Annotated in this window: 12 protein-coding genes; 9 read left to right on the forward strand and 3 right to left on the reverse strand. The window is 76.0% G+C overall.

The window, feature by feature from the left end:
- Position 1 precedes the first annotated feature (1 nt).
- Both ACQUFX_RS02565 and ACQUFX_RS02570 read right to left on the reverse strand, forming a co-directional pair.
- Positions 2–241: a hypothetical protein gene (locus ACQUFX_RS02565; RefSeq protein ID WP_428964436.1), complete on the reverse strand. Its 240-nt coding sequence runs from the start codon at positions 239–241 to the stop codon at positions 2–4.
- Positions 242–374: 133 nt separating this feature from the next.
- Positions 375–1,388, reverse strand: a complete 1,014-nt coding sequence (locus tag ACQUFX_RS02570) for a trypsin-like serine peptidase (protein WP_428964437.1) — start codon at positions 1,386–1,388, stop codon at positions 375–377.
- 913 nt (positions 1,389–2,301) lie between these two features.
- Here ACQUFX_RS02570 and ACQUFX_RS02575 point away from each other — a divergent pair.
- The 9 genes from ACQUFX_RS02575 (at position 2,302) to ACQUFX_RS02615 (ending at position 13,123) form a co-directional block, all read left to right on the forward strand.
- Positions 2,302–2,751 (forward strand): SAV_6107 family HEPN domain-containing protein, encoded by a 450-nt coding sequence (locus ACQUFX_RS02575; protein ID WP_428964438.1) that lies wholly within the window; start codon positions 2,302–2,304, stop codon positions 2,749–2,751.
- A gap of 216 nt (positions 2,752–2,967) precedes the next feature.
- Positions 2,968–3,900 (forward strand): hypothetical protein, encoded by a 933-nt coding sequence (locus tag ACQUFX_RS02580; protein ID WP_428964439.1) that lies wholly within the window; start codon positions 2,968–2,970, stop codon positions 3,898–3,900.
- Between the two features lie 91 nt (positions 3,901–3,991).
- On the forward strand, positions 3,992–5,548 hold the full coding sequence (locus tag ACQUFX_RS02585; RefSeq protein ID WP_428964440.1) for a DNA polymerase Y family protein: 1,557 nt from the start codon (positions 3,992–3,994) through the stop codon (positions 5,546–5,548).
- A 27-nt stretch (positions 5,549–5,575) separates the two neighbouring features.
- A complete protein-coding gene (locus ACQUFX_RS02590; RefSeq protein WP_428964441.1) occupies positions 5,576–8,962 on the forward strand; it encodes an error-prone DNA polymerase in 3,387 nt (1,128 codons plus the stop codon).
- 177 nt (positions 8,963–9,139) lie between these two features.
- Positions 9,140–9,310, forward strand: a complete 171-nt coding sequence (locus ACQUFX_RS02595) for a hypothetical protein (protein WP_169807177.1) — start codon at positions 9,140–9,142, stop codon at positions 9,308–9,310.
- Between the two features lie 56 nt (positions 9,311–9,366).
- Positions 9,367–10,134, forward strand: coding sequence for a methyltransferase domain-containing protein (locus tag ACQUFX_RS02600; RefSeq protein ID WP_428964442.1), 768 nt, complete (start codon positions 9,367–9,369; stop codon positions 10,132–10,134).
- Positions 10,131–11,288: an alkaline phosphatase family protein gene (locus ACQUFX_RS02605; RefSeq protein ID WP_428964443.1), complete on the forward strand. Its 1,158-nt coding sequence runs from the start codon at positions 10,131–10,133 to the stop codon at positions 11,286–11,288. The genes ACQUFX_RS02600 and ACQUFX_RS02605 overlap by 4 nt, the downstream gene beginning before the upstream one ends.
- A 58-nt stretch (positions 11,289–11,346) precedes the next feature.
- Positions 11,347–12,606, forward strand: coding sequence for a DNA polymerase IV (locus tag ACQUFX_RS02610; protein WP_428964444.1), 1,260 nt, complete (start codon positions 11,347–11,349; stop codon positions 12,604–12,606).
- A gap of 115 nt (positions 12,607–12,721) precedes the next feature.
- Positions 12,722–13,123 carry a DUF3040 domain-containing protein gene (locus ACQUFX_RS02615; protein WP_428964445.1) on the forward strand — a complete coding sequence of 134 codons (402 nt, stop codon included), beginning with the start codon at positions 12,722–12,724 and terminating at the stop codon, positions 13,121–13,123.
- Positions 13,124–13,632: 509 nt separating this feature from the next.
- On the opposite strand, the gene ACQUFX_RS02620 is transcribed toward ACQUFX_RS02615, so the two are convergent.
- Positions 13,633–16,104: a transglutaminase TgpA family protein gene (locus ACQUFX_RS02620; protein ID WP_428964446.1), complete on the reverse strand. Its 2,472-nt coding sequence runs from the start codon at positions 16,102–16,104 to the stop codon at positions 13,633–13,635.

The following is a 16,104-nucleotide window of genomic DNA, read 5'->3' on the forward strand; positions in this document are numbered from 1 at the left end:
GTCAGGGCTCCCGGCCCTCGGGCATCGGGGCCGGCCGGGCGTCGCGCATCCGCTCCGGGGTCCAGTAGTCCCCGGTGTCACCGGGGAGGTCGATGGAGCGGCTCGTCTCGCTGATCCCGGCGGGCGGGCCGCCGCCGCCCGGCCGGTCGCCGCCGGCCCGCAGCAGGCCGGCCACCCCGGCGGCGCCGCCGAGCAGTGCGAGGACGGCGACACCGGTGAGGACCATGGCTCGACCGGACATCGGACACCTCCTCGGAGAAACGGGTTCGCCGTCATTCTGGCACGCCGGCCGGCCACCGGGTCGCCGAACCGGAACCGGTGGTCCCGGCCTGTCCGGGACCACCGACTCGTGAAGGGAATTCGCGCTTGGCGGATCACCAGGTCCGGTTCGCGTACGCGCGGTACAACGTGCCGACCACGGCATCCGAGAAGTACGGCGAACCGATGTACGAAGGATTGTCGCGGTCGTTGGTGTAACTGGTCACCCCGTGCACGTCACCGATTCTCGTGGTGTTGTCGTAGCGGTAGTACCAGGGGCCGCCACTGGACCCGCCGCCCCACGGGCAGCCCATCTCGATCCGGTTGCTCCCGGCGTCGGAGGAGGTGCCGGAGCAGGACCACTGCACCTCGCCGCCGTCCCGGTTGCTCGGGTAGCCGAAGATGTCGTACCGGTACGACCGGCCACCGCCGGTGAGCAGCCCGTTGGCGCCGACCGCGTCCACCACCGACCGGCTGCCGTACACCAGCGCCACGCCGACGTCGTACTGCCGCTCCCGGGTGGTGATCCAGCCGGTCGGGACGGCCAGCGTGGACCAGGTCCAGGTGCCGTAGGGCTGCGCCCCGTTGCGGTAGGACGGAACGAACAGCCAGTTCGCGGTGTGCCAGGTGCGGCCGGGGCCGTCGTGCAGGCAGTGCGCGGCGGTGAACACCATGTTCCGGGCGGCGCTGTTGACCACGCTCGCCGAGCAGTAGTTGCCCACGCCGGTGGTGGAGTTGGTGAAGAAGATCTTCCCCACCGTGATCGACTCGTTGAGCTGCACCGCCCGCCGGGCCGCCTCCCCCGGCGCGGCCACCCCGGTGGCGTGCCGGACCACCGGTGCCGGCCGGGGCAACGGGGACAGGTCCCCCTTGGTCGGCGCCACGGTCTCGTCCAGCGGGGTCGCCGCGGCCAGGCGCTCCGGCGTCCAGTACCGGCCCGGATCACCGGCGGTGGCGGCGGTACGGGTGACCCGGGTGGTGCCGTCGACGCCGGCCGTCGCGCCGGCGGTGGCAGCGCCGGCGGCGGTCGCGCCGACGGCGGTCGCGCCGACGGCGAACAGCATCGGCGCGACGAGCGCGGAAAGGATCAGCAACCGTCTGCCGGCGCTGCGAATCGGAATGTGCTGCACGTTTCCTCCGGGCTGCTGGGAATGGTGGTGTCGTGTGTCGCGCGACGTCGACAGCGAAGCAGCGGACGATTATCGGTGTCAACGGTTGTCGCGATTTCCCGGCTGTCGTACACCTGACCGGCATTGATTATCGAAAATTGCGGAGAACGGGAATTCCGTACCGCCCGACCCGCCGTCCCGGGGGTCGGGCGGCGACGGTTCTTCCGGTTCGGGGGAGCCGTCGTCCGGGTGCCGGGTCGGGCGGCGAGGGGCGGCTCGGGCGGCGGGTGCCGTCGCCCGTGGCCGGCCGGGCGGTGCCGTCGCCCTGCGGGTCGGCGGACGGGCGGTGCGGCGGTACGCCTGCCGTGGCCGGGTACGGGGGCTGCGGGCGGGTGCGGGGGCGGCGGCCTCGGCGTCGGGTCGGGGGTGGCTGGTGTCCGGCCAGGTGGCGGCGGCCCCGGGCGGCGGCCCCGGGTGGGGTCGGCGCGTGGTGGGGCCGGATCGCGTCAGGGCCACCACACGTTGCGTTTTTGTCGGCGGGAAGGTGTACTGTCAGCAGTGTTAGAACGAGTGTTCGATTAAGGGTCGAAGCCTGCAGCTTGACCCGACGCGTCGCACACCCGTTCCGACGTCCGGGAGCGGTGTTTCGCGGCACCGGCTCCCGGCAGGTGCGGTTCCGCGGGCCGCGCCGGGTGCCGGGCAGTCGCGAGTCCGGTCCCCGTCAGGCAGGAGCACCGCCCGCCGCCCACGACCCCCGGGCGGCGGGCGGTGACCCCGCCGGTTACGCCGGCCGGGTGTGGTGTGGGGAAGCGTCCACACCCGGCCGGCCGCCACCACGGCGCGTCTTCCTCCGCGCCACTCGACCCGGTCGCCCGCCGGTGGATCCGATCCGCCGGCCCGGGCGACTGCCTCGGCCACGTGGAGGAGACGTCCCATGCCGACCAGTCCGGCTCAGGCACCGACGGTGCCGGCGCACGCGCTGCCGCACCGCACTCCGACCCAACTGCTCGCGGTGGCCCGACGCGGGCTGATCGAGGCTGCCCAGACCCGTCCCGACGGGCTCCGCTACGCCGCGGCCCACCTGGCCGCGTTGCGGGCCGCCGCGGCGGTGCTCGCCGCCCGTGCCCGCCCCGCTCCCACCCGCCGGGGCCGGATCACCAGCGTCTGGGTGCTGCTCTCCGGCGTCGCGCCGGAGTTCGACGAGTGGGCCCGGTTCTTCGCCGCCGCCGCCGGCAAGCGGGCCGCTGCCGAGGCCGGCATCCCCCGGGTGGTCAGCAGCCGGGAGGCGGACGACCTGCTGCGGGCGGCCGAGCAGTTCGTGACGGTGGTGGAGGGGGCGCTCGGGCTGGCCCACCAGCCGGCGTTCGACGGCCTCGCCGCCTGAGTCACCGCGCCGCCCGGCGACCACGGCGGATCGACCTGGTCCGGGCGGTGCCGACCTGATCCGCCAGGGAGGCCAGATCAGGCGGTGCCGACCTGGCCTCGGCGGCGCCCGGCACGACATCCAGCAGCACCCGACACTCAGCAACACCCGACATCCAGCAGTACCCGACATCCAGTAGTGCACGACGCTCGGCAGCAACGACGGGGGGTAGGTCCGATGGCGGGCCGGATGGTGGTCGGCTCCACCGCGCTCGCCGGCCTGGTCCGTCCGGCGAGCGCGCCGGACCCGGCGGGGGGACACCGGGTGCTGCCGGTGGCTCCCGAGCTGACCGGGCTGCTGCCCAACCGGGGGTTGCGGCGGGGCAGCACGGTCGCGGTCGCCGCCGGCCGCCCCCGGCACCACGGCGGTACCTCGCTGGTGCTGGCCCTGCTCGCCGAGGCGTCCCGGGCCGGGTCGTGGTGCGCCGTGGTCGGGGTGCCCACCTTCGGCGCCGGCGCGGCGGCCGAGGTCGGCATCGCCCTCGACCGGCTGGCCCTGGTGCCGGACCCGGGGCCGGAGTGGGCGACCGTGATCGCCGCGCTGATCGACGGGGTGGACGTGGTGGTCGCGGCGGTGCCGGGCGCGGTGGCCCCCTCGGTCGCCGACCGGCTGGCCGCCCGCGCCCGGCAGCGGGGCAGCGTGTTCGTGCCGTACGGGCGGTGGGACGGCGCGGACGTCACCCTGCGGGTGGTCCGGGGCGTCTGGGAGGGGCTCGGGCCGGGGCGGGGCCGGCTGCGTCGCCGGGAGGTGACGGTGTCCGCCCGGGGGCGGGGTGCCGCCGCCCGGCCCAAGGAGATCAGGATCTGGCTGCCCGGGGAGCACCTCACCCGGGTCATCCCCGGCCCGGCGGGGTCGGACCGGCGACGCGGGACGGCTCCCGCGCGCCCGTCCGCCGTCGCGCCGGGGATCTCGTCCGGGGCCGGCGCGGGCCGGTCGTTCCCGGCCACCGCCGGTCGGGTGGCGTCGGTGGCGGGGGGCATCGACCCGTCGACGCCACCCGGGCCGGTCACCGGCCGGTCGGCCGCGGGTCGGCTCCGGGCGGTACCGCCGGCCGGGGCGGTGGAGGGGACCGCCCCGGCCGGCATCCCCACCGTGGTCGGCCCGTCGTGAACCGGCCCGTCGTGAACCGGCCCGTCGTGAACCGGCCCGGTGTGGGTCGGCCCGGTGGGGAGGGCACCCGGAGGCGCCCCGGTGGTGTCGGGTGACCCCGGTCCGGACCCTGCTGCTCTGGTGCCCGGACTGGCCGGTCGTCGCCGCCGAGATCGTCGACGGGATTCCGGCCACCGGCCCGGTCGCCGTGCTGCGCGCCAACCGGGTCGTCGCCTGCTCCGAGCGGGCCCGGGCCGAGGGGGTACGCCGTGGACTGCGCAAGCGGGAGGCGCAGGGCCGGTGCCCCCAGGTGACGGTGGTCGAGTACGACCCCGACCGGGACGCCCGCGCGTTCGAGCCGGTGGTCGCCGCCGTCGAGGAGGTGGTCGCCGGGGTGGAGGTGCTCCGTCCCGGTGCCTGCGCGGTGGCCGTCCGTGGCCCGGCGCGGTACCTCGGCGGCGAGGAGGCAGCCGCCGAACGGCTCGTCGAGCACGTGGCGCAGAGCTGCGTGGTGGAGAGTCAGGTGGGCATCGCGGACGGGGTCTTCGCCGCCGGGCTGGCCGCCCGTACCGGGCGGATCGTGCCGCCCGGCGCGACGCCGGAGTTCCTCGCCGGCCTGCCGGTCGCGGCGCTCGGCCGCCCGGCCCTGGTCGACCTGCTGCGCCGGCTGGGGATCCGCACCCTGGGCGAGTTCGCCGCGCTGCCCGCCGGTGACGTCCTGGCCCGGTTCGGCTTCGACGGCGCGCTGGCCCACCGGCTCGCCGCCGGCCGGGACCATCGTCCGCCCGCCCCCCGGCAGCCGCCGGCCGACCTGACGGTGACCGCCGGGTACGACGAACCGCTGGACCGGGTCGACGCGGCGGCGTTCGCCGCGCGGGCCCTCGCCGAGCAGTTCCACGACCGGCTCACCGCGCACGGGCTGGCCTGCACCCGGCTCGGCATCGAGGCGGTCACCGCGCACGGGGAGGAACTGCACCGGGTGTGGCGGCACGACGGCCTGCTCACCGCCGGGGCCGTCGCGGACCGGGTCCGCTGGCAGCTCGACGGGTGGCTCTCCGGCGGCCACCACCGGCGGGGGGCCCGGCCGCCCCGCCCGAGCGCCGGGATCGTCCGGCTCCGGCTGGTGCCCGACGGCCTGCTCGCCCAGGTGGGGCTGCAACCCGGCCTGTGGGGGGAGAGCGGTGCGGAACGGGAGCGGGCGCACCGGGCGCTGAGCCGGGTGCAGGGCATCCTCGGGCCCGACGCGGTGGTCACCGCGGTGCTGGGCGGCGGGCGGTCCCCGGCCGAGCAGGTCCGCCTGGTCCCCTGGGGGGACGAACGCCTGCCGGCCCGGTCGGACGTCCCGCCGTGGCCGGGACGGCTCCCCCCGCCCGCCCCGGCCCTGGTGCTGCCCAGCCCGCTCGCCGCGACCGTGCGGGACGCCGCCGGCCAGCCGGTCGGGGTGAGCGCCCGGCTCCAGCTCACCGCCGCCCCGGCCGACCTGACCGTGGGTACGGCGGCACCGGCCGAGATCGTGGGGTGGGCCGGCCCGTGGCCGGTGGACGAGCGCTGGTGGGCGCCGGCCGAGGCGAGCCGGCGGGCCCGGTTCCAGGTCTGCCTGGCCGACGGTACGGCCCTGCTGCTCGCGGTGGCGGCGGGCCAGTGGCGGGTGGAGGCGATCTATGACTGACCGCACCGCCGGTGACGGAGGGGGCCGGTGAGCTTCCACAATCCGAGGCTGCCCTGGTCGGAGCTGGAACGGGTGCTGTCCGGCCGACCCGCCGGCGGGGCCGGGCGCGGTGACGGCGGGCGGCACCTGCACGTGGTGGACCCCCTCGCGGTCGACGCCGACGGCGGGGACGCCCCGGCCTGGAGCCGCAGCCGCCAGCCGTACCGGCCCCGGACCGACCGGGACGGCCCACCGGGGCGGCCCGCCACCGAGGTGCCGTACGCCGAACTGCACGCGCACAGCACGTTCAGCTTCCTCGACGGGGCCAGCCACCCGGAGGACCTGGCCGAGGAGGCCGCCCGGCTGGGGCTGACCGCGCTCGCCGTCACCGACCACGACGGCTTCTACGGCGTGGTCCGGTTCGCCGAGGCGGCCCGGACGCTGCACCTGCCGACCGTCTTCGGCGCCGAGCTGTCGCTGGGGCTGCCCGGCCCGCAGAACGGCGAACCGGACCCGCACGGCAGTCACCTGCTGGTGCTCGCGCACGGCCACGAGGGGTACGCCCGGTTGGCCGCGACCATCGCCCGCGCCCAGTTGCGCGGCGGCGAGAAGGGCCGCCCGGTCTACGGGGAGCTGGCCGAGGTCGCCGCCGAGCTGCGCGACCACGTGCTGGTGCTCACCGGCTGCCGCAAGGGGCACGTGCCGGCGGCGCTGCTCACCGAGGGGGTGGACGCGGCGGCCCGGGAGCTGGACCGGCTCACCGCCCTGTTCGGCGCGGAGACGGTGGCGGTGGAGCTGACCGACCACGGCCACCCGGTCGACGCCGACCGCAACGACGCCCTCGCCGAGCTGGCCGCCGCCGCCGGGCTGCCCACGGTGGCCACCAACAACGTGCACTACGCCACCCCGGGGCGACGTCGGCTGGCCACCGCGCTGGCGGCGGTACGGGCCCGGCGCAGCCTGGACGAGATCGACGGGTGGCTGCCCGCCGCCGGTACCGCCCACCTGCGCAGCGGGGCGGAGATGGCGGCCCGGTTCGCCGCGTACCCGGGGGCGGTGGCGCGGGCCGCCGAGTTCGGCGCGGAACTCGCCTTCGACCTCCAGTTGGTCGCGCCGCAGCTCCCGGCGTACCCGGTGCCGGCCGGGCACACCGAGATGAGCTGGCTGCGCCGGCTCACCCTGGACGGCGCCCGGGAGCGGTACGGCCCCCCGCAGGCGCACCCCGAGGCGTACGCGCAGCTCGACCACGAGCTGAACATGATCGAGGAGCTGGGCTTCCCCGGCTACTTCCTGGTGGTCTACGACATCGTCACGTTCTGCCGGGAGCAGGACATCTACTGCCAGGGGCGGGGGTCGGCGGCGAACTCGGCGGTCTGCTACGCGCTGCGGATCACCAACGTGGACGCGGTCCGGCACCGGCTGCTCTTCGAGCGCTTCCTCGCCCCGGAACGCGACGGCCCGCCCGACATCGACGTGGACATCGAGTCCGACCGCCGGGAGGAGGTGATCCAGCACGTCTACGCCCGGTACGGCCGGGAGCACACCGCCCAGGTCGCCAACGTCATCTCGTACCGGCCCCGGTCGGCGGTGCGGGACGTGGCCAAGGCGTTCGGGTTCTCCCCGGGGCAGCAGGACGCCTGGAGCAAGCAGATCGACCGCTGGGGCGCGGTCGCCACCGTCGACGTGGAGGACATCCCCGAGCAGGTGGTGGCGTACGCCGACGAGGTGCAGACCGTCCCCCGGCACCTGGGCATCCACTCCGGTGGGATGGTGATCTGCGACCGGCCGGTGATCGAGGTCTGCCCGGTGGAGTGGGGGCGGATGCCCGGCCGCAGCGTGCTCCAGTGGGACAAGGACGACTGCGCCGCCGTCGGGCTGGTCAAGTTCGACCTGCTCGGCCTCGGCATGCTCTCCGCCCTGCACTACGGCTACGACATGATCGGCATGACCCTCGACCTCGGCGACATGACCCTGGACGACCCCGAGGTGTACGACATGCTCTGCCGGGCCGACTCGGTCGGGGTGTTCCAGGTGGAGAGCCGCGCCCAGATGGCCACCCTGCCCCGGCTGAAGCCCCGGGAGTTCTACGACCTGGTGGTGGAGGTGGCGCTGATCCGGCCCGGCCCGATCCAGGGCGGCTCGGTGCACCCGTACATCCGGCGCAAGAACGGCCAGGAGCCGGTGACGTACCCGCACCCGCTGATGCGCAACGCGCTGGAGAAGACCCTCGGGGTGCCGCTGTTCCAGGAGCAGTTGATGCAGCTCGCCATCGACCTGGCCGGCTTCGACGCGGCCGGGGCCGACCAGCTACGCCGGGCGATGGGGGCGAAACGGTCGGTGGAGCGGATGGCGCAGCTCGCCGACCGGCTCTACGCCGGGATGGCCGAGCGGGGCATCACCGGCGAGCTGGCCGACGACGTGTACCGCAAGCTCACCGCCTTCGCCAACTACGGCTTCCCGGAGAGCCACGCGATGAGCTTCGCCTACCTGGTGTACGCCAGTTCCTGGCTCAAGCGGTACCACCCGGCCCCGTTCCTGGCCGCCCTGCTCAACGCCCAGCCGATGGGCTTCTACTCGCCGCAGACCCTGGTCGACGACGCCCGCCGGCACGGCGTCGAGGTCCGTCGCCCGGACGTCAACGCCAGCGGGGCGAAGGCCACGTGCGAGTCCACCCCGCAGACCCGGTGGGGCAGCCGGCCCGGGGAGCCGCCGCACGAGTGGGGGCTCGGCGGCCCGGCCGTCCGGTTGGGACTGTCCGCCGTGCGGACCCTCGGCGCGGAGGTGGCGGAGCGGATCGAGCGGGAACGCGGCCTCGGCGGCCCGTACCGGGACATGCCGGACCTGGCCCGGCGGGTCGGTCTCACCGCCGCGCAGCTCGAGGCGCTGGCCACCGCGGACGCCTTCGCCTGCTTCGGGCTGACCCGGCGGCAGGCGCTCTGGGCGGCCGGGGCGGCGGCCCAGGACCGGCCGGGCCGGCTGCCCGGCACGGTGACCGGTGCCGCCGCGCCGATGCTGCCCGGGATGGCGGCGGTGGACCGCCTGGTCGCCGACGTCTGGGCGACCGGGCTCTCCCCGGAGAGCCACCCGGCCCGGTTCGTCCGCGACCAGCTCGACGCGCTCGGCGCGGTGCCGATCGCCCGGCTGGGCCAGGTGGAGCCGGGGCGGCGGATCCGGGTCGGCGGGATCGTCACCCACCGGCAACGCCCGGCGACCGCCGGCGGGGTGACCTTCCTCAACCTGGAGGACGAGACCGGGATGCTCAACGTCGCCTGCTCGCCGGGGCTGTGGCAGCGGTACCGCCGGGTGGCCCGGACCAGCGCCGCCCTGGTGGTCCGGGGGCGGCTGCACCGGCACGAGGGGGTGACCGGTCTCACCGCCGACCGGCTCGACCCGATCGTGCCGCCGGTCAGCCCGGCCTCCCGCGACTTCCGGTGACCCGGCCCGCGCCGCCGGCCCCGGCCCCGGTTCGTTGTCTTCTTCACACCGGTGTTTACCGCACCGACCGGTGGGAGAGACCCTGACGTGGTCAGCGGACGGGATCATCTTGCTGATCCCGCAGCCACCGACAAAGATCTGGTAACCCCGTCGTCCGTGGAAAGGAAGAACGACAGGATGAACAACGGCTACAACGGAGTGGCCAACGCGCGGCGGACCCGTCTCGTCGCGGGCTGGGTTCCGGCGCACCACCCCGAACCGCGCGAGTACGCGGTGACCGACGGCCCGGTGGCCAACGTCCGCCGGTCCCGGGCGGAGGAGGAGCCCCCGACGGGGGCGCGGATGTGAGCCGACGCCGGCCGGCGTGGCCGGGACGCCAGGCGGTCCCCGCGACACCGGCCGGCGTGACTAGGCTCGACCGGGTGGAGCAGACCCGAGACCCGCTCACCGGGCCGCCGTTGACCCCGCGTACCGCCGTGATCTGGTCCGTCCTGCGGGCCGAGCTGGACCGTCGCGCCGGCACCCGACTCACCGTCCTCGACGTCGGCGGCGGCACCGGCGGCTTCGCCGTGCCGCTGGCCCAGGCCGGCCACCAGGTCACCGTCGTCGACGCCAGCCCCGACGCGCTCGCCGCGCTGACCCGTCGGGCCGCCGAGGCCGGCGTCGCCGACCGGGTCCGCGCGGTGCAGGGCGACGGCGACGCGCTCGCCGGGCTGGTCGAGCCGGGCAGCGTCGACCTGGTTCTCTGCCACGCCGTGCTGGAGGTGGTCGACGACCCCGCCCCGGTGGTGGCCGCGCTGGTCGCCGCGTTGCGGCCGGGCGGCGCGGCGAGCGTCCTGGTCGCCGGCCGGGCCGCCGCGGTGCTCGCCCGCGCCACCAACGGCCACCTGGACACCGCCGCCGCGCTGGCCGCCGACCCGGACGGCACCGCCGGCCCCCGGGACACCCTGCGCCGCCGCTTCGACGTCGAGGGCGCCGCCGCGCTGCTGCGCTCCGCCGGGGCCGAGGTCGAGGAGATCCACGGGGTACGCGTCCTGGCCGACCTGCTGCCCGCCGCCGTCGCGGACGGCCAGCCGGCCGCCCTGGTCGAGCTGGAACGGGCCCTGGCCGGCCGGTCGCCGTACCGGGACCTCGCCGCCGCGCTGCACGTCTTCGCCCGCCGGCCGGCATGACCGACCCGCACCCGCTCAGCCCGGTCTCCCCCCGGTACGGCGGGGACAGCCTGGCCGACGTGCTGCCCGCCGCGCTGGCCGTGCTCGGGGTGCCCGGCGCCGTCGACCGGCTCGGGCTGCTGCCCGGCCTCGCCGGGGTCCGCCGGATCGCCGTCCTGCTCGTCGACGGCCTCGGCTGGTACCAGCTCCCCGTCGCGGCCCGGCACGCGCCGACCCTGGCCGGCCTCGCCGCCACCGTCGGCCGGCCGATCGTCACCGGCTTCCCGTCGACCACCCCGACCAGCCTGGTGACGCTCGGCACCGGGGCGCCGCCGGGACAGCACGGGGTGCTCGGCTTCCGGGTCCGGGTGCCCGGCGGCGACCGGGTGCTCAGCCACGTCGAGTGGGCCGACGACCCGGACCCGCTGCGCTGGCAGCCGGTGCCCACCCAGCTGACGCGGGCCCGCGCCGCCGGGGTCGCCACCACCGTGGTCAGCCGGCCGGAGTTCGCCGGCAGCGGCCTGACCCTGGCCGCGAACCGGGGCGGTGACTTCCGGGGCGCCGCCGACGTCGACGCGCTCGCCGGGGCGGTGCTGACCGCCCTGGCCGCCGGGTCCGGGCCCACCCTGGTCTCCGCGTACCACCCCGACCTGGACCGGTACGGGCACCTCGACGGCGTCGACTCGCCCCGCTGGCAGGCCGCCGCGACCGAGCTGGACGGGCTGCTGGCCCGGCTGGTGGACGGCCTGCCGGCGGACGCCGCGCTGCTGGTCACCGCCGACCACGGGCAGCTCAACGTCCCGGTGGAGCACCGCTTCGACCTGGACACCGACCCCCGCCTGCGGGCCGGGGTACGGCTCGTCGCCGGCGAGCCCCGGGTCCGGTACCTGCACGTGGAGCCGGGCGCGCAGGCCGACGTGGTGGCCGCCTGGTCGGCGGTGCTCGACGGGGCGGCCCGGGTCACCACCCGCGACGAGGCGGTCGCCGCCGGCTGGTTCGGGCCGGTGGACCCGGCGCACCTGGCCCGGATCGGGGACGTGGTGGTGGTCTGCCGGGACACGTACGTGGTGGTCGCCACCGCCTCCGAGCCGCCGATGGCGGCCCGGCTGGTCGGGTACCACGGCGCGGACACCGCCGCCGAGATGACCGTGCCCCTGCTGGTCGTCCGGGGCTGACCCGGCCGGTGCGGGGTTGGTCGGCGAACCTGTCGGACCAGGGGGCTAGCCTGCCGGAATGGGTCGGAGCCAGTCGTTGCCACGGGGCGGTGACCCACGCTTCGGCCCGGACGCCGACGACACCGGGTGTCCGATCCTGCACGTCGACATGGACGCCTTCTACGCCTCCGTGGAGGTGCGGGACCGGCCGGAGCTGCGCGGGCGGCCCGTCGTGGTGGGCGGGACCGGCCCGCGCGGCGTGGTCAGCTCGGCCAGCTACGAGGCCCGCCGGTACGGCGTCCGCAGCGCCATGCCCACCGCGCGGGCGCGGGCGCTCTGCCCGCACGCGGTCTACCTCCCGCCGGACTTCACCCGGTACACGGCGGCCTCCCGGGCGGTGATGGACGTCTTCCGGGACGTCACCCCGCTGGTCGAGCCGATCTCCCTGGACGAGGCGTTCCTCGACGTGGCCGGGGCGCGCCGGCTGTTCGGCCGACCGGCCGAGATCGCCCGCTCGATCCGCGCCCGGGTGGCCGAGGAGACGGGGCTGACCTGCTCGGTCGGGGTCGCGCCGAGCAAGTTCGTGGCCAAGCTCGGCTCGACCCGGGCCAAGCCGGACGGCCTGCTGGTGGTGCCGGCCGCACGGGTGCTCGACTTCCTGCACCCGCTGCCCGTGGCGGCGCTGTGGGGGGTGGGGGAGCGGTCGGAGCAGACCCTGCGCCGGTTGGGGCTGAACACCATCGGCGAGGTGGCCGAGGCGCCGTACGGCATGCTGCGCCGGGCGCTCGGCGAGGCCGCCGCGACCCACCTGCGGGAGCTGGCCGCCGGGCGGGACCCGCGTCGGGTCAGCCCCGAGCAGGTGGAGAAGTCGATCGGCGCCGAGGTGACCTTCGACGTCGACGTCACCGACCGGCGGGAGCTGCGGCGGGCGCTGCTCGCCCTCGCCGACAAGGTGGGTGGGCGGCTGCGCCGGGCCGGTCAGGTCGGGCGGACCGTGGCGCTCAAGGTGCGGATGGCCGACTTCCGGACGGTCAGCCGGTCCCGCACCCTGGATGTGCCCACCGACACCGCCCGGGAGATGTTCGACACCGCCTGGGCGCTCTTCACCGCCCTCGACCCGAGCGAGCCGATCCGACTCGTCGGGGTCCGGATGGAGGGGCTCGCCCCCGCGGCGCAGACCCCACGGCAACTCGCGCTCGGCGCGCCGGAGCGGGGATGGCGGGAGGCGGAGGCCGCCGCCGACGCCGCGGCTGCCCGATTCGGGCGGTCCGTCATAGGTCCGGCTAGTCTGCTCGGCAGAGCCGATCCCCACCGAAATGAAAATCCACCCCGGCCATAGGTCGTCCCGCTTTCCGACGCGCGACCCCCCTCGTAGACTTGCGGGTAAGCAGCCGGATGGCTGCCACGGTCTGTCGACCCGACCGGGCCGACCAACGTGACCGGGGAGGAGTGCCGTGCCGCTCTCGGAGCACGAGCAGCGGCTGTTCGAGCAGATCGAGCGGTCGCTTGCCGAGGACCCCAAATTCGCCTCGGCCGTGCGCGCCAGCGACCCGCGTTTCCACGCGCGGCGTCGCCTGCTCGTCGCTGCCGGTGTGATCATCGCTGGTCTCGCCCTGCTGGTCTATGGCGCGGTGATCAAGACTCCACCGCTGGCGGTGGCGGGCTTCGTCGTCATGCTGGCCTCGGCGGCCTTCGCGGTGCAGTCGCACCGTCGGTCGCAGTCGCCGGACCTGCACGTGGTGGGCGGCACGACGAGCCGTCGACGTCCCCGTGGCGGGGGCCGATCGGGGCGTCGGTCGTCGCTGCTGGACCGGATGGAAGACCGGTGGCGGCAGCGCCCGGAGGGGCACCGCTGACCGGACCCGGCCGCTGACGCGGCCGGGTCGACAGGCGGTGCTCGGGGTCACCGGAACGCGCCGGTGACCCGCCGGGCCCCGGCATGCCCGCGCCACCCACCGGAACGACGAGCGTCCGCACCTGGGCCGGGTGCGGCCGTGGATGAGCGTCCGCGAGCCTTTCGAGCTGCCCCACCTGTGAGACCACCCCCACGCCCGGGTGGCACACCGCATACCGGCCGGCAGCCGACATCGGCGCTCGACCCGCACCTTCCGGGCCCGCTCACGCCGACGTCGTTCGCTCTCGCTTCTCGCCGGCGCCGAACCGGTCTCACCGTGCCGAGACCTGCCCCGTCTCTGAGGGCAGCTCGAAAGGAGGCCGTGCGCACCACACCGAGAAGCCCGAGGCGAGGCGGCGGAACGCCCGGTGCCGGCGGCGACCCCACGCAGCCGGAGGAGCGGCCGACCACGCGGTGGCGAGGCAGGCACTACCGGGGGCCGAGGCGGACGCCTCGGCCCCCGTCGTCGGCTCAGCGGCTGGCGCGGCCGGCGATGAGCCGGCGCGGGTTCCAGCGCAGCAGGCGGTACCGGATCCGGCCGGTCGCCGTCACCAGCCGCGCCGAGCCCTCCGCCAGCGCCGTGCGCCAGCGCAGCAGCACCGACGGGGGCAGCACCGCCGCCGCCAGCCGGGTCCGCCGGTCCGCCCGGCCGGCCAGGGCACCCCGGACCGCGTGCAGGGCGGGTGGCAGGTCCTCGCCGGTGAGCGGGTCGCGGGCGTACCGGGCCCGCTCCTCGGCCCGGCCGAGCAGCCGGACCGCCGCCGTGGCGGACTCGTCGCCGGTCAGCGTGTCGGCGGCCAACCGGTCGGCGGTGGCCCGGGGGGTCTCCGTGCGGTCCACCCGGACCCGGTAGTCGACAAGCGTGTCGAGCAGTTCGTCCCAGGCCGCGTGGGCGTGCGCGCGGGCCTGGTCGACGTCCACCCCGACCGTCACCGGCCGGGCCCCGGCCACCGGGTCGGCGTCACTGTCCACCCGGGGCGCCGGTACGGCGACGGCCACCCGGCGGCCCCGCCGCCGACGCAGCGACCACCGGCGCAGTGCCGGCACCGCCAGCAGCGCGAGCACCGCCAGGACGGCCAGCGCCCACCACGGCCAGCGCGGCGCCTCGTCGATCGGTGCGCCACCGGCCGGGTCGAAGCCGGGGTCGACGTCCTCCTCGAGCTGGTCCGGCTGGTTCGCCGGGGCGGACGCCCCCGGATCGTCGGGCGTCACCGGGGTCTCCGCCCCCGGCGTGGTCGGCTCCGGCGCGTCGGTGTCCGGGGCCCACTCGGAGCGGTTCCACCCCTGCACCCCGTAGGTCGGCGTGGCGTCGAACGGCACCCAGCCGATCCGGTCGAAGTAGACCTCCGTCCAGGCGTGCAGGTTGCGGTTGGTCAGCGTGTACGTGTTGCCCTCGCGGTCGCTGCCGTTGGTGAACCCGAACGCCACCCGGGCCGGGATGCCCGCCGCCCGGACCAGCCACGCCATCGCCGCGGCGTACTGCTGGCAGAAGCCGACCTTGTTCTCCAGGAAGTCGACGACGTCCTGGCCGCTGGTGCCGCCCTCGGTGCTCAACCGGTAGCTGAACCCGTTCTCCGCCGAGAAGTGGTCGTAGATCGCCCGCACCTTGTCGTACTCGGTGCGCGCGCCCTGGATCAGCTCGGTGACCAGTTGCTCGACCTCACGGACCGGCGGGGTGACGGTGTACCGCCGCCGCAGCTCGTTCTCCGCCGGCAGCGGAGCCGCCTCCCGCAGCACCGCCGGGGTGTACGTGGACCGTACGTAGTCGAAGGTGTAGCTCTTGCCCCGGGAGTTCTCCCGGTTGGAGAAGAGGACCTGGAGGTTGCGGTCGTAGAGCCAGTTGCCGCTGAGGTCCTCGGTCCGTACCGGCTCGGCGTAGGTCGGCATCAGCGGCATGGTCAGGTTCCGGGTCACCTCCACCGTGGCCCGGTACTGGCGCTGCTCGACCCCGCGTCGTATCCCCTGGCTCGGGTCGGGCAGGTCCTGGGTGACCGGCCGGCCGGTCGGGCTGCGGACGCTGAAGCCCTCCGGGCTCAACTGGTCGGCGACGCCGTACCGCAGGTAGAACGGGTCCTCCTCGTTCGTGGTGACCTTGACGAAGTCGGTGACCTGGGACTGGTTGAGCTGCCCGCTGAGCGAGGCGAACAGGTCGATCCGGCCGGGGGCGCCACCCTGCCCGAAACCGCCGGTGCCGTTGCCCGCGCCGCTGCTCAACTGGTTGAGCAGCCCACCGGACATCCCCGGCACGGCCAGCGGCACGGCGATGGCCAGCGCCACCCCGACCACCGCCAGCCGCCGGCCGGCGGCGGCCAGCGGAGAGGCCTCCCACACGTCGACGTCGCGGCCCTCGCCGGTGAACCGGCGGCCGAACCGGCGTACCCGGTCGATGTTGTCGGTGACCAGCAGCCACAGGTACCCGGCGGCGCCGACCACGAACGGGACGGCGGGCACGCTGTCCACGTAGATGGCGACCGGCACCGAGTAGACGGCGAGCATCGGCAGCCCGGCCAGCGCGGGCCGGCGCAGCCCGACGGCGAGCAGGTCCACCATCACCGCGACCGACCCGATCCCCAGCACGGCGATGAAGAGCAACGGATCGGTGTCCGGCACCTTCACGCCGTAGGAGCGCATGTCCTCGACCGAGGCGTTCAGCAGCGCGCCGAAGTGGTCGAAGGTGGCCGGGGTGGGCACCAGCGCGGCCAGCCCGGTGCCGCCGGGGAACAGCCAGGTCAACGCCAGCAGCAGGCCGGCGAGCATGCCCAGCGCCTGACCCCACACCGGGGCCCGGACCAGCCGGGTCAGCGCCGCCGCCCCGGCCACCGCGGCGACCGCCACGGCCGACTGGAGCAGCCACGTCCACCGTTCGAAGATGGCCGACAGCGGCGCCGAGGCGAGCAGCGTCGCCACGGCGGCGACGAACCCGAGATTACGGTGCGCGGTCAC

This window comes from Micromonospora fluostatini, assembly GCF_050410825.1.
Classification (GTDB): Bacteria; Actinomycetota; Actinomycetes; order Mycobacteriales; family Micromonosporaceae; genus Micromonospora; species Micromonospora rosaria.

Excerpts from the sequence above, each read along its gene's own strand:
- ACQUFX_RS02565 (WP_428964436.1), bottom strand. The coding sequence starts at position 241 with ATGTCCGGTCGAGCCATGGTCCTCACCGGTGTCGCCGTCCTCGCACTG.
- ACQUFX_RS02575 (WP_428964438.1), top strand. The coding sequence starts at position 2,302 with ATGCCGACCAGTCCGGCTCAGGCACCGACGGTGCCGGCGCACGCGCTG.
- ACQUFX_RS02580 (WP_428964439.1), top strand. The coding sequence starts at position 2,968 with ATGGCGGGCCGGATGGTGGTCGGCTCCACCGCGCTCGCCGGCCTGGTC.
- ACQUFX_RS02595 (WP_169807177.1), top strand. The coding sequence starts at position 9,140 with ATGAACAACGGCTACAACGGAGTGGCCAACGCGCGGCGGACCCGTCTC.
- ACQUFX_RS02605 (WP_428964443.1), top strand. The coding sequence starts at position 10,131 with ATGACCGACCCGCACCCGCTCAGCCCGGTCTCCCCCCGGTACGGCGGG.
- ACQUFX_RS02610 (WP_428964444.1), top strand. The coding sequence starts at position 11,347 with ATGGGTCGGAGCCAGTCGTTGCCACGGGGCGGTGACCCACGCTTCGGC.